General features: G+C 67.9%; 10 protein-coding genes. 3 read left to right on the plus strand and 7 right to left on the minus strand.

Annotated elements, in window-relative coordinates:
• Positions 1–59 precede the first annotated feature (59 nt).
• Positions 60–887 (plus strand): 16S rRNA (cytidine(1402)-2'-O)-methyltransferase, encoded by an 828-nt coding sequence (rsmI, locus tag ACFWUP_RS27840; protein ID WP_379238936.1) that lies wholly within the window; start codon positions 60–62, stop codon positions 885–887.
• A 76-nt stretch (positions 888–963) separates the two neighbouring features.
• On the opposite strand, the gene ACFWUP_RS27845 is transcribed toward rsmI, so the two are convergent.
• The 6 genes from ACFWUP_RS27845 to ACFWUP_RS27870 form a co-directional block, all read right to left on the minus strand.
• Positions 964–2,094 carry a glycosyltransferase gene (locus tag ACFWUP_RS27845; RefSeq protein ID WP_379238937.1) on the minus strand — a complete coding sequence of 377 codons (1,131 nt, stop codon included), beginning with the start codon at positions 2,092–2,094 and terminating at the stop codon, positions 964–966.
• 90 nt (positions 2,095–2,184) lie between these two features.
• A complete protein-coding gene (locus tag ACFWUP_RS27850) occupies positions 2,185–3,168 on the minus strand; it encodes a GAF domain-containing protein (protein ID WP_379238938.1) in 984 nt (327 codons plus the stop codon).
• An 8-nt stretch (positions 3,169–3,176) separates the two neighbouring features.
• Complete coding sequence (locus tag ACFWUP_RS27855) at positions 3,177–4,994, minus strand: putative bifunctional diguanylate cyclase/phosphodiesterase (RefSeq protein WP_379238983.1); 1,818 nt, start codon at positions 4,992–4,994, stop codon at positions 3,177–3,179.
• 68 nt (positions 4,995–5,062) lie between these two features.
• Entirely contained in the window at positions 5,063–7,207 is a 2,145-nt protein-coding gene (locus tag ACFWUP_RS27860; protein WP_379238939.1) for an Rv1355c family protein, read from the minus strand.
• A 332-nt stretch (positions 7,208–7,539) separates the two neighbouring features.
• Entirely contained in the window at positions 7,540–7,977 is a 438-nt protein-coding gene (locus tag ACFWUP_RS27865; RefSeq protein ID WP_379238940.1) for an AraC family transcriptional regulator, read from the minus strand.
• Positions 7,974–8,417 (minus strand): GyrI-like domain-containing protein, encoded by a 444-nt coding sequence (locus tag ACFWUP_RS27870; RefSeq protein ID WP_379238941.1) that lies wholly within the window; start codon positions 8,415–8,417, stop codon positions 7,974–7,976. Before ACFWUP_RS27870 ends, ACFWUP_RS27865 begins: the two co-directional genes overlap by 4 nt.
• A gap of 150 nt (positions 8,418–8,567) precedes the next feature.
• Between ACFWUP_RS27870 and ACFWUP_RS27875 the strand changes: the two genes are divergently transcribed.
• A complete protein-coding gene (locus ACFWUP_RS27875) occupies positions 8,568–10,847 on the plus strand; it encodes a hypothetical protein (RefSeq protein ID WP_379238942.1) in 2,280 nt (759 codons plus the stop codon).
• A gap of 161 nt (positions 10,848–11,008) precedes the next feature.
• Here ACFWUP_RS27875 and ACFWUP_RS27880 read toward each other — a convergent pair whose 3' ends face one another.
• Complete coding sequence (locus ACFWUP_RS27880) at positions 11,009–11,896, minus strand: alpha/beta hydrolase (protein ID WP_379238943.1); 888 nt, start codon at positions 11,894–11,896, stop codon at positions 11,009–11,011.
• 366 nt (positions 11,897–12,262) lie between these two features.
• On the opposite strand from ACFWUP_RS27880, the gene ACFWUP_RS27885 reads away from it, so the two are divergent.
• A complete protein-coding gene (locus ACFWUP_RS27885) occupies positions 12,263–13,747 on the plus strand; it encodes an MDR family MFS transporter (protein WP_379238944.1) in 1,485 nt (494 codons plus the stop codon).
• Position 13,748 lies beyond the last annotated feature (1 nt).

Consider the following 13,748-nt stretch of genomic DNA (forward strand, 5'->3'; position numbering starts at 1 on the left):
TTTCCAGGCAACCCTCGCTCGCCTGCGGGGAGAACTTACCGGAGAGGTCGGACAACACTGTGTTGGTCTTAGCGGCAACCCCCATGGGCGATATCGGCGACGCGTCGCAGCGACTGCGCGACGCGCTCGGTTCGGCCGACGTGGTCGCCGCCGAGGACACCCGCCGCACGAAATCGCTCGCGAAGGCGCTCGGGGTGGAGATCACCGGCCGCATCGTCAGCTTCTACGACCATGTGGAGACCGCCCGCATCCCCGCGCTGCTCGACGATATCGAGAGCGGGCTGCAGGTCCTGCTCGTCACCGATGCCGGGATGCCGTCGGTGAGCGACCCCGGTTATCGACTGGTCGCCGCGGCCGTCGAACGCAACCTGCCGGTCACCTGCCTACCCGGCCCCTCCGCCGTCACCACCGCGCTGGCCCTGTCCGGCCTCCCGGTCGAACGCTTCTGCTTCGACGGCTTCGCCCCCCGCAAGGGCGGCCAACGCCGAGAGTGGTTGCGCACCTTGGCATCCGAACAACGCGCCATCGTCTTCTTCGAAGCTCCCCACCGCCTCGCCGACTGCATGGCCGACGCGGTCACCGTCCTCGGCCCCGACCGCCGCGCCGCCATCTGCCGCGAACTCACCAAAACCTACGAGGAAGTGGTCCGCGGCACCCTCGGCGAACTGGCCGCCTGGTCCGCCGACGGCGCCCGCGGCGAGATCACCGTCGTCCTCGAAGGCTCCCAACCGGTTTCGGCCGAACCCGCCGAATTGGTCGACGAGGTCGAAACATTGGTGTCCGGTGGTATGCGACTCAAAGACGCATGCGCCGAAGTCTCCGCAGGCCGAGGCGCCTCCCGCCGCGAACTCTACGACGCGGTCCTCGCCGCACGCTCGGAGACCTGAACAGCTGATCACCACGCCCTCAGCACGTTATTCTGTCCGAAATCCCACCATGAGAGCATGGTGATCAGCCGTCCAGTTATGGGCGACCCAGGACTGCCAGCATTCCGGCGACGGCGCGGGGCCAGCCGAATTGTTCGGCTCGGGAGCGGGCGGCTCGGCGGCGGGTGGGAGTCGGCATGGCCAGGACTTCGGTGACGGCCTGAGCGAAGGCTCGGGGGCGGTCGGCGGAGATGGCGCCGCAGTCGGTGGTGACTATGTCGGCGAGGGCGGAGGAGCGGCTGGCTACTACCGGGGTGCCTGCGGCCAGGGCTTCCAGGGCGGCGAGGCCGAAGGTTTCGTGAGGGCCCGGAGCGAGTGAAACGTCTGCGGTGGCAAGGAGTTTCGCCACCATCGCGCGGTCGTTGATGAAGCCGGTGAAGTGGACCGCGGGTTCGCCGCCGGGGAGGGTGGGCAGGGTGCGGGCGCGGCGTTCGAGGGATTCGCGGCGGGGGCCGTCACCGGCGACGACCAGGCGGGCGGGGACACCGGCGCGGTGCAGGGCGCCGACGGCTTCGATGCTGCGGTCGACGCGCTTCTCCACCGACAGGCGTCCGCAGTGCACCAGCATCGGATGGCCGTCGACGCCGAGGTCGGCGCGTAGGCCGAGGTCGCGGCGGCGGGGGCTGAACAGGTCGAGGTCGACGCCGAGCGGGACGAGTTCCACGTTCGGTGCGCCGATCCGCAAGAACTCCTCGCGCGCGAAATCGGTGGTGCACACGACCATGTCGTAGTCGTCGGCCGTGCGCCGGTTGGCGACGTCGGCGCAGCGGCGCGCGACGGGCCCGGGCAGGAACTGGCCGAGCAGTCGGTCGAGGCGTTCGTGCGAGATCATCACACTCGCCACCCCGCGTCGCCCCGCCCAGCGGCCGAAACCGCGCAGTGTGAGCCGGTCGGACACTTCCAGGACGTCCGGTGACAGCCCGGACAGCACATCGGCCACCCGCCGCGGATCGGCCGCCCGATAACCACCGGTCCACGGAATCCCCAATGCGGGCAAGGTGATTCGAAGCGCTCCCGTGGGCAGCACCTCTTCCGACCGCCGTGACCCCGGCACGATCAGCACCACTTCGTGCCCGGCTGCCACATACCCCTCACCGAGGTGGTGCAGGGCAGTGCGCAACCCGCCCGATCGCGGGCCATAGAAATTGGCTAACTGCACGATGCGCACCTGCCGATCGTCGCGCCGCGCGGGTTACCCAGGGGTTATGCCCGAGGAACGGGGAGTGAACAGCATCGAAAGATGCACCCAACCGGGGCCTCACCGGTCATCTAGAGGCCAAACCCGCAACAGCCCGTGCCCGGTGGCAGCGGTGGTGATCGTCACCAACTCGGCCTGCGCGCGGATCCACTCCCCCTCGGCGAAGCGGACCCGCAGGTCGAGCCGCCGGGTGGCACCCGGGTCCGCGGCGACAGCAGCGCAGGCGGCGCGCAACGCGGCAAAATCGGCGGGGTCGATGGTCGGTCGCTCCACTGCCCACCGGTCGAGGGGCGGTGGCGGATCTGCGACCCATTCGTAGATGACCCCGCTGGACAACAGGATGATGCCGACGCCGACCCCGCTGCGCTGCGACACCGCGCGCAACATAGCGACGTCGAGGTCGACAGCCGTGGTGTCGTCGCCGAGTTCGGGGATCGCGTGCATCAATGCGCTCACCCTGCGCTGGTCGGGCCGTGCCCTTGTCACCATCTGGAATCGGCGAACGCCGTCGTCGTCGCCGAGCATGTCGACCTCGCCCTGCCAGTGCCCGCCCGGTTCCAGCCGGGTAGCCATTTCGAAGTATTCGACCCTGCCGTCGAAGCGAACCATTCGCCCGAACGCGTCCGGCGGCGTACGCACCACCTGCACCTGATCGGATTCCCTGGCGAAGACGAGTTCCTCCAAACCGGGCCCGTGGTGGGCGAGTTCGGTGACCGCGTCCCAATCCCAAGCGGCGACCCGCCGTCTCGGCCGCACCGGCGCCTCCGCCGAACCCACCCAGATCTGGACACCGTGGATTCCGTCGAATGCGCACCGAACCGGCTCGGCCAGCACCACGCTGTCACCTACGTCGACGCGCTCGGGGTCCCCGTCGTCCGCGCATCGACGGACCGCGTCGAGCACGACGCGGGCGCACGCCGGACCGACGCTGCGGTGCAGTCGCGCGGCCGCGGTCCACGGTTTGGTGCGGGCGTCGTCAGCGACGAGTGTGGGCTCATGATCCCCGGTGAGGGACTCGAACAGCAGCCATCTACCGCGCGACATGTCCGCGATCAGCTCGGCGCCACGCCGCGCCCCGCGCGCGGCAGGTCGAGATCCAGCGGGATGCGGCCCTCGCGTAACTGCGCCTCGACTTCCTCGGCGGGCATCGGCCGCGCGATCAGGAAACCCTGCGCGCGATAGCAACCGAGCCCGACGAGGGTTCGCGCGGCCATCGCCGTTTCGACACCCTCACCGACCACGCCCAGGCCGAACGAACCGGCAAGTCCGATAATAGATTTCACGATAGCGAGGTCGTCGTTGCTGTCGCCGAGGCGCTGCACGAACCCGCGGTCGATCTTCACCGCGTCCACCGGCAGGGCCTTGAGGTGCGACAGCGAGCTGTAGCCGGTGCCGAAATCGTCGATGGCGATCTGCACGCCCATCCGCTTGAGCCCGCGCAGAGTGAGCCGGGTGCGGACGAGGTCTTGCACCACAACGTGTTCGGTGATTTCCAGGCACACCGAACTGCCGTCGATATTGAACAGACGGAGGACGTCTTCGATGCGTTCGACGAAATCGACCGAAACCAGCTGCACCGGAGACACATTGATCCGGATCACCACATTCGAGGCCAGCCCGCGCCTGCGCCAGTCGGCGAATTGCGAACAGGCGGAACGGATCACCCACCGGCCGAGCTCGCCCGCCAGGTTGGTGGCCTCGGCCACCGAGACGAACGCGCCGGGCGGCAGCAGCCCTCGGGTGGGATGCTGCCAGCGCACCAGCGCTTCCAGCGCCACGATCCGGCCCGTGCGCAGGTCGACTTCGGGCTGATAGTGCAGCACCAGCGACCCGTCCGACACCGCGCTGCGCAGATTCAGCTCCACGTCGTCCTGCAGTTCGAACTGCGCACGCATGGCATCGGTGAACACCGCGACCCCGTTGCCACCGCCGGACTTCGCCGACAGCAGCGCGTGATCGGCACGGCGCAGCACATCCGAGACCAGGGTCTCACCCGGAATGCCCAGCGCCACACCGACACTCACACCCCGGCTCACCGATTCGCGCCCCACCGAGACGCGGCGGCCGATGAGTTCCTGGATGCGGGTCGCCTCCAGCTCGGCGGCGACGGCGTCCATCGGCGCCGCGGGCACGATCACGAACTCGTCGCCACCGAGGCGCGCGATCATGTCGTCGGGTTCCAGATTCTCGCGCAACCGGTGGGCCAGCGTGCGGATGAAGTTGTCGCCCGCGCTGTGGCCGAGGAAGTCGTTGAGCGCCTTGAGCCGGTCCAGGTCGAGGAAGAAGGTGGCGATCGGTCCCGGATTGCCCGGCTGCAGTCGCCGCTCCATGTATTCGAGCAGGGCGCGCCGGTTGGCCAGCCCGGTGAGGTCGTCGTGCAGGGCGATGTAGCGCAGCTTCTCCTCGGCCACCACGCGCGCCTGCAACTGCGCGAACAGCGCGGCGATCGCCTTGAGGACGTTGAGTTCGCGTTTGGTCCAGGCCCGGTCGCCCATCTTCACGAAGCCGAGCACGCCTGTCGACTCACCGCGCGAGACCAGCGGCACGCACGCCATGGCCACCTCGGGGATACCAGAGGACTTGCGGATCGTCTCCTGATAGTCGGCGCTGTCGGTACCCGGTCGCACGATGATCGGTTCGACGGCGAACTCGAGGGCACGGAAGACCGAATCGGCGTGCTCGAATTCGACCTCGCGCAGCGGGTCGGGATCGGGGATGTCGGCGCGCGGCGGCCACTCCGCGACGAGGACGGTCGAACGCCGCGCACGGTCGGTGTGGCGTAGATAGCTCACGTCGACATCGAAGTGCTCGACCAGGGAGGCGAGCACTCGCTCGCTCGCCGCCACCATGGTCGTGGCGTCGACACCCATCAACTCGGAGGCGACCTGGGTCACCAGTGAGTCGAGCGTTTGCCGAGGCACGTTGTCTCCGATCCGCGCTATCCGTCGTTGCTACTGCCGGGCACCGGCACAGTCCCACTGCCGGGCACCGGCAACCGTCGACTGCGAACGCTCGCAGCCGCGGCGTAGCTCAGACGAAGAACCAATGCCACGTTCTCATCCTCAGGGATTCCCAGTAGGTCCAGGAAACGTCTCTGAATGCTGGCAAGTGTATCTGTGAACTCGGGAGAAACGCTGCGCAAATCATCGGGCCGGTCCGCGTAGAGGAACACCGGCGACACCGGCTGCACCGCCAGACCCAGCAGTTGCGCACGTAGCCACACTCTTTCCACCGCGGCACCGGCGCGCGCGTAGGCGGCCAGATCCGGTTCGCCGCCGCCGGTCTCGAAGGTGATCGCCACCAGCGCGGAACTGGCCCGCACCCGGTCGACGGTGAATTCGCCGAGTGTCGAACCGGCCGACCACTCGCGCAGCCGATCCATCACATCGGTGCGCCGACCGACCTGCATCTTCGCCAGTTCGTCCGGGGCCGGATCGAGCGTGCGCACATCGATCCCGGTGCTGAGATCCTCACCTGGCCAACGGAATTCGGCGTAGAGCTGTTCGTGCAGCTGGGGCGTGAGGAAGCGGACGCGGTCGCTGGCACCGAGCAGCAACGCGGCCTCGGCGAGCGCGTCGGTGCCGGTGATCGCGCGCACGCGCGCTCGCTCGGCCGCCGCGGCGCCTGCCAGTGCGGGCAGCACCGTTGCGGGCAGCCGCATCGGGATGCCGCGGCGGCGGTTGGTGTGCCTGGCGAGGGCGAGCGGATAGTCGGCGGCGAGGTCGGGATCGGTGCCTGCGCGCAGTCGCAAGCGGGCGAGCAAGGGCGCGGTTGGGTCGTCGAGGATCAGTTCGGGATCCGCGAGCAGGTTGTGCGCGGCGGCGGCCGCTCTGGCGTTGTGCAGTGCGGCGCCGACCGCGACGGCGCTGCCGCGCAGGTGCACATCCATCGCGGTGGTCGCGGTGGGATCGAGGGCGAGTTCGATCGTGGTGGCATCGCCGCGCAAGCGCCACGGCTGGACATTGCCGCCCGACGGCGCACGCTGGGCGCAGGCCAGGATCGCCTCGATCGGGTCCTCGGGCGGCGCTTCGACGGGGGCGTCGACGATGGAGTCGATGCCGTCGTCGAGGTAACCGGGTTCGGCGAGGGAGTCGAGAGTGGCGTCGAGGTCGACGCGGGTCCTGCCCGAGGACAGCTTGGCGCCGAGCCCGATCCGGCGCACCGCCGCGGTCACGATCGCGGCGCCGAGCTGCACGTCGCTGCCCAGTTGCGGCCAGGTGGTGATCGTCTCCCCGATCTCGGCGAGGCTGGCCGCCATCCGCGCCGACAGCTGTCCGGGATCGAGGATGCGCAGCACGTGCGGCGCCTTGGCCTTGGTGTCGAGGTCGGCCAGCTGTTCGCCGGTGGTCGCGCCGAGCAGGCCGTGGAAGGGTTCGCGGTCGGGTTCGAGGTCGTAGCGTTCGACATCGAACAGGCCGCGGTCGCTGGTCTCCATGAGCAGCGGCATCCGGTGCCTGCGCGCGGCCTCGCGGACCGCGAACTTGATGTCGAGGGAATCGCATTCCTCCACCACCACCGACAGTCCGTCGAGGAACTCGTCGACGGTGTCGGTCAGCACGCCCGCGGGCCAGATCTCGACCGGCAGGAACGGGTCGAGTTCGGCGATCCGGCGGGCGGTGACGATCGCCTTGTTCACGCCGACGTCGAACAACCCCCCTGGCACCCGATTCAGATTCGACAGTTCGATGGTGTCGAAGTCGGCGAGGCGCAGCAGCCCGCAGGCCCCTTCCAGCGCGAGGGTGTAGGCGACCGAGTGGCCGACGCTCTGTCCGACGACACCGACGGACAGCTGGGCGAGGCGCTGCTGTTCGTCCCTGGTGAGTTTGTTGCGATTGCGGTCCGAGCGGATCGCCTGGAACGCGGCAGGCCCGAGGACGGCGACCAGCGCGCGTCGCCACGGGTAATAGATCCAGCGTTCCTCGCTCGCGTCGATCCCCGGCGGCCCGCCGGTGAGCCGGTCCAGCTCGGCACGCAGCCCCGCACGCAGGTCGTCGGTGCGGATGTCGGGCAGGCCCGCCAGCTGCCGCAGAGTTGCCGCGTCGGTGGGGTCGGCCGGATCGAGGACGAGGGGGCGGTGGTCCATCGCCGGATAGTCAGGGCTGGTCACCGAGTGTGCCGACCCCGTGTCGGGCGCACCTCGACCGATTCGGTGCGACGGTGAATGCCCCGCAACCACACTCCAGCCTGTATTACTTCGACAGCCATCGTGTTCCTACTCCGTGCTCAACGCCCGCGCGCGGTCGGCGTCCTACCGATGCCAACTGGTGCAGTATCCGTCATCCGGAAGGAATGCACCATACGAGTGGCTAATTTTCCGGTAACCTTCTGAGCCAGTTGAAATAAGCCCAGGTCAGAACGGGTGTATACACGAGAGTGAGGCGAGTCCAAACCGATCGGTTCGAATTCGGCTAACTTTCAGTTATCTACCGTGATCGACACGAAGAGTTCGACCGTGCCGGGGCCGTGCCACACCTCGATCTCCTCGCCGTAGGCGCGCGAGATCTCGGCCGACGCGGTCGCGTCGTCGACCTGAGCCCAGACGTCCTCGACCGGATCGTGGTAGTCACCGTTGGGCGCGAAACGGGCGTAGATGCCCTTGGGGACGCGCAGCATGAGGTCGCCGACCGGCACGTCGGCTGGGGTCGCGTATTCGCGCGCGACCAGCGCGTTCCAGTTGCCCGCCGGGTCAGGGACATAGACCGTGTGCAGCGGTTCGCCGCCACCACGTTCGCGCAGCCGGTCCTTGAGGAACTCGATCAGGTCGCTGTTGCTCACCTTGAAGCTCGGATGGACTCGCGGCACCGCGAGGCCGCCGTACAGCGCCGCGCCGCGCACCACGATCGAATAGGTCATCGCGGATCGACCGCCAGGTACAGGTCGATCTTGTACGCGTGCGGGTAGCACTCGAAATCGCCGGTGAAGGTGCGCTTGATCTGGTTGTGCTCTTCGGCGTAGGCGATCTGGGTCCACAGATCCGTCATCACCTGCGGGAAGTTACCGACCGAGGAGAAGCGCGCATAGGTGCCGCGCGGTAGCCGGGTCGCCAGATGACCACGGGTGACCTGCTCGAGCGAATCGCACTGATAACCCACGATCTGGGTGTTGTAGGTGCTCAGCTCGCCGGTGTAGTCGGTGTAGGCGCTGGCCAGTGGCCCGCCGAGATCCTGGTGCAGGACGGCCGACCAGGCCGCCTCGAGGTCGCGGTCGCGCAGCTCACCGAGTGCGCGTTTGGGACTGCGGACCGGAAGCCCGGCCACCCAGGTCTCGTCCCGCTCGACGATTTCGAACTGCAATTGATGACTCTCTCGAAGGTCGTGCTCGGGTTGCGCCATGCTATCAAACCCCAGCCTGACCTCACCTGAGCTGGACAAACGTCCACCACCGTGGCGTGGATTCCGCGCGCTATTGTTCGATTCACCTCGATGCCTTAAGCTCCCGCGCTCGTGTGGGTACGCGCGGAGCTCGAACCGCGAAAACAAATCGCGCAGTGGGCCGGTGTCGTCGTCGCCGCCGTTCTGGTCGGGTATCTCGCCGTACTGCTCGGCGATTCGCGGCACTTCTATACCGATGACACCGAGGCGCAATACGTGCCGATGTGGCAGCTGCTCGGTACCGAACTGCGGGCGGGCCGATTCCCGGCGATGGTGCCGTGGGAATGGATGGCCGGTAACTACAGCCTCGAGGAAGCCGGGCTGTACAACCCCGCGCAGTTGCTGGTGTACCTGCTGGCGCCCTCGTTCGACAATCTCGCCATGTACGCGACCGCCGTGAAGTTCGTGTTCTCGGCGATCGCCGCGCTCGGCGTGTTCCGGATCTGCCTGGCCTACGGTGCCCGCGCGCCGTGGGCCGCCGTCGCGGGCGTGGCGTTTCCGTTCAGCGGCTGGTTCCTGTTCTTCGACGAGGCCAGCTGGTTCACCTCGCAGACCGGCACCGCCTGGCTCGTACACGCCTGGGCCTCGGCCGTGCTCTACGCGCGCGGACGCAGCGGGCCGATCCCGGTGTTCGTGTTCCTCTATCTGGCGCTGACCATCCAATACGCCTTTCCCGCAGTCGAATCCGGGCTGATGATCGCCACCGTCGCCGCGGGTGAGTACCTGTACCAGCGCAAATGGGCGCCGGTGCTGCGACTGCTCACCGCGTCCGGTCTCGCGGTGCTCGCGTCGATGATCGCGAATCTGCCGATCCTGCTGTCCTCGCAGGCCACCTGGCGCGGTGATGTCTCGACCATCCACAACGACCCCTTCCTGACCGTGCCGTGGTCGGAATCGCTGAACGCGAGCCTGCCCAGCACTGTGCCCGCCTTCACCGGGTGGTGGGGACACGTCCAGCCCCTGCCGATGGTCTATATCGCGTGGTTCGTGATTCCCGCGCTCGCGTTCATCGATTGGAAGGCCGCGGCCCGTCACGCCGCCTCGTGGAGTGGGATCGCGCTGTTCGCGGTGGCGACCCTGATGTGGACGGCCGGGCCAGGAGCGATCGGGCCGCTGCGTTGGCCTGCGCGGGTGTTGCCGATGCTCGCGATCGCGCTGCTGGTGCTGGTATGTGTGCTGATCAGTCGCTACGGGGATTTCGCGCCGTCGCGGCGGCGGTACGCGGCGGCGGGCGCGCTGATCGCGTTGCTGTTCATCCGATCGTTCTCTGCCGCACCGGAACTCGTCGAACGACACGCCCTCGCGGTGTTCGCGGTGGTGGGGCTCGGCGCCGGGGCGGTGTGGTTGGCACGCACCCGCGGAATCGCCGCTGCGGCCGCCCTGACCATCGTCGCGACCTTCCCGATCGCGTTCGCCCAGGTGGCGTCGGCGCCGCGGACCCCACTGTCGTACGGATTCGCCGAGAAACGCTCGGAGATGACGGCAGCGTTCCCCGACTTCGACGGGCGCACACTGCAATTGGCGGACCGCATCATGGTGCGCGACGAAGAGCGCACGCTCGCAGACACTTACGGCTCGATCGCTCTCGGCAGCTACGCCAAGAACCTCGGCCTGCAATACGTGAACGGCTACACCCCCGTCGGCCACGCGGCCTTCGCCGGCCTGCTGTGCATGGCCTGGGACGGCGGCACCTGCCCCGACGCCTACCGGCGAGTCTTCGCCGTCGAACCGTCCACCGACACACCGGTAGTCGACCTGATGCGCATGGATCGCGTTGTCCTGCAACGCAGTCAGTACCCCAACGCAGGCAACGAACCCGCCCCCGCCGGTTGGAAATTCGTCCACTACCCCGGCCACGAACACCAGATCTGGGTACTGGAACGCGTCAACCCCCTCCCCTCCCCCGGCGACCTCATCGCCCACGAGTCCGGCGTCCACGCCACCGTCATGCCCGAAGCAGGCCTCACCAACCGCGCCACCGTCTCCTCCGGCACCGGCGGCCGAATAGTGCTGTCCCGCCTGGCCTGGCCCGGCTACACCGCCACCCTCGGCAACAGCGAAATCCCCATCCGAGCAGTAGCAGGCACCTTCGTCGCCGTAGACATCCCCCCCGGCACCCACAACGCCACCCTCACAGTCACCTGGCGCCCACCCGGCCTGTCCATCAGCCTCACCTGCGCCCTACTGGCCCTGATCGGCATCGCACTGCTGCAGTGGTGGTCCCGCCGCGCCCGCCGCACACCCCACAAGGCACACCCCGAATCCGCCATGACCGCACAACCCAGCCACCACGACCCGACCCCGAGGAGGGTCCCGCCGCGCAGCGGCGGTAGCGGCCCGGCCGCGAGTTAGCCGCCGTTGCGTCGAGGCGCAGCCTCTAGCAACGGCGGCTAACTCGCGGCCCCAAGGGGGCCGCGCTCGAGCGCGCCAGCGCTCCAACAAACACAGCCTAAAACCTCTGGGACAACTCAAACCCCGAAGGCTCTGCGATACAACCCCGCCCGAACCACCACTCAGCTGATAGCACCGGCCAAATGCGGCCAGGCCTCATGCAAATCAGCCTCGAACTGCCCCCACGTATGCGACCCCGTCGGCCTATGAACATGCACAGCCGGTATCCCCAACTGCCCCAACCGCCCAGCGAACGCCGCCGTGCACGCCCCGGCAAGCGTCTCGATCGGCGGCATCGGCAACCCCCGATCCGCCGCACCCGGCAACCCCGTCGCAGCCGACAGGAAAATAGCCTTCCCCGCAAGCCGCCCCGCATTGGCGAACACATCGTGCTCCTGCCACCCCGGCCCACCGGGAATCCCCCACATGTTCCCCGGATTCCCCCCACCACGCACCGCCTGCGCACTCGCCATCGCGATCCCCATGGGATCCGAAGCCCACGGACACCCACTCAACGCCGCCACCGCGGAAAACCGCGACCCACTCTGAATAGCCAGGTCCAAAGCAGACGCCGCGCTCATCGACACACCCGCGATCGCATTACGCCCACTCGTATCGAGCGCACCGTCGATCACCCCGGGCAGCTCCTGAGTCAGATACGTCTCCCACCGCACCCGCCCCACACCCGGGTCATCGGAAATCCAGTCGGTGTACAGCGTGAACGCACCACCCACCGGCATCACCACGTTCACGAACTTGTCGGCGAAGAAGTTGCGGACATCGGTGTTGTCCCACCACGAGATCCCGTCGGCCCCGCCGCCTGCCCCGGTGAGCAGGTACAACGTGGGCGCCCCGGCCCCCGCCGCCTTGATCACCTTGTTCTGGATCACCCGCCCCATCGCGGGCGAGTACACGTCGATCTGCGCGGACCTACCACCCAGCGGCACCTCCCCCGCCACATGTGCCCCCGGATCAGCCGATGCCTTCGCACCCCCGAGGACAGCAACCATCGCGCATACCACAGCAAGCCACGTTCTCGATGCAGTCACTGTTCGTTTGTACCCCGCTCTCGCGGGCCCACACCCGCGAACACACCGAACCGCTCCGGGTCGAAATCCACCAGTGACCAGGCTCACCATCGGCTGTGAGATGCGTTTCGATAACGCCCGGACCTGCGATCTTCGATACGCACCTGGCGTGTCGCGCCCGAAAAACCAGGTGATTTGTGTCGTACCCGAACGGAATACTGTCCCTCGCCCGATGAGTTGGACCGACGGAACCCGTCTTTTCTCTTGTGGTGCCGGGACGCGGATCGACTCGGCATCGGGCGACAGCTCACGCCCGCCGAATCCACCCATGCTTCCCGGAGGTACCCGATGCCAGCCGATATATCCCCACCGATGACGAAGGGCAAGACACCGACCGTCATCCGTGTGCTGGTCCTGGCGACCTTCGTGGTGATCCTCAACGAGACCATCATGATCAACGCGATCCCGCGTCTGATGGCCGATCTGCACGTCACCGAGGTGGCCGCGCAGTGGGTGTCCACCGCGTTCATGCTGACCATGGCCGCGATCATCCCCACCACCGGCTGGTTCCTGCAGCGGGTCACGACCCGCCAGGCCTATGCCACCGCCATGGGCGTGTTCATCGCGGGCACCGTGATCTCGGCACTCGCGCCGACTTTCGCGGTGCTGCTGATCGGGCGCGTCGTCCAGGCCGGTGGCACCGCGGTGATGATGCCGCTGCTGATGACCACCCTCATGACCGTCGTGGCCGAGAAGGACCGCGGCCGCGTGATGGGCAATGTCACCCTGGCCATCTCGGTCGCACCCGCGATGGGCCCGGTCAGCTCCGGCCTGATCCTGCAGATCGATGTCCCGGGGATCGACTCGTGGCGACTGCTGTTCGTGGTGATGCTGCCGATCACCGGTCTGGTGACCTGGCTGGGTCTGCGGCAGCTCGAGAACGTCGGGGAACCGCAGCCGGGCTCGCTCGACCTGCCCAGCGTGGCGCTGGCGGGTCTGGGCTTCGGCGGACTGGTGTTCGGTCTGAGCAAGTTCCACGGTGACAGCTACAGCACCGCGGCGCTGATCACCGCCGGCGGTATCGCGCTGATCGCGGCGTTCGCGCTGCGTCAGATCAGTTTGCAGCGCAGCGGCACCCCGCTGCTGGATCTGCGTGTGCTGTTGCAGGGCACCTACACCAAGGCGCTGGTCCTGATGTCGATCGCCTTCCTGGCGATGATGGGTTCGATGATCCTGCTGCCGCTGTACCTGCAGAACCTGCGCGGTCTGAGCCCGCTGCAGACCGGTCTGCTGGTGATGCCGGGTGGTCTGGCGATGGGTCTGCTCGGTCCCACCGTGGGCAAGCTGTTCGACAAGTTCGGTGGGCGCGCGCTGGTGATCCCCGGCTCGATCGGCATCTTCGCCTCGCTCGCCGGTTTCACCCAGATCTCGATGGACATGCCGTACTGGCAGCTGCTCGGCCTGCACATCCTGCTGATGGTGTCGCTGGCGGCGGCGTTCACGCCGGTGTTCACCCTTGGCCTCGGCGCCCTGCCGATGAACCTGTACTCGCACGGCAGTTCCATGCTCGGGACCCTCCAGCAGGTCGCGGCCGCGTTCGGTACGGCGCTGGTGGTCACCGTCATGTCAGCGCGCAGCACCTCGCTGATCGACGAGGGCGTCGCACCGGCCACCGCCGCCCTGGACGGTATGCGCCTGTCCTTCCTGATCTGCGCCGCACTGGCCCTGGTCGTGATCGTCATGGCGGTCCTGCTCCCCAGCCGCGCCGCGGTCGACCCGCACGCCGCGCCCGTGCAGGACGCCATGGACGAACCGGAGCTGGTCAAGAACTGAC

The organism is Nocardia sp. NPDC058658 (genome assembly GCF_042716665.1).
GTDB lineage: Bacteria > Actinomycetota > Actinomycetes > Mycobacteriales > Mycobacteriaceae > Nocardia.

What these genes read in the sequence shown, in the direction of transcription:
- ACFWUP_RS27850 (WP_379238938.1), bottom strand. Translation starts at nt 3,168, where the DNA reads ATGTCGCGCGGTAGATGGCTGCTGTTCGAGTCCCTCACCGGGGATCAT.
- ACFWUP_RS27855 (WP_379238983.1), bottom strand. Translation starts at nt 4,994, where the DNA reads ATGGGTGTCGACGCCACGACCATGGTGGCGGCGAGCGAGCGAGTGCTC.
- ACFWUP_RS27860 (WP_379238939.1), bottom strand. Translation starts at nt 7,207, where the DNA reads ATGGACCACCGCCCCCTCGTCCTCGATCCGGCCGACCCCACCGACGCG.
- ACFWUP_RS27865 (WP_379238940.1), bottom strand. Translation starts at nt 7,977, where the DNA reads ATGACCTATTCGATCGTGGTGCGCGGCGCGGCGCTGTACGGCGGCCTC.
- ACFWUP_RS27880 (WP_379238943.1), bottom strand. Translation starts at nt 11,896, where the DNA reads ATGGTTGCTGTCCTCGGGGGTGCGAAGGCATCGGCTGATCCGGGGGCA.
- ACFWUP_RS27885 (WP_379238944.1), top strand. Translation starts at nt 12,263, where the DNA reads ATGCCAGCCGATATATCCCCACCGATGACGAAGGGCAAGACACCGACC.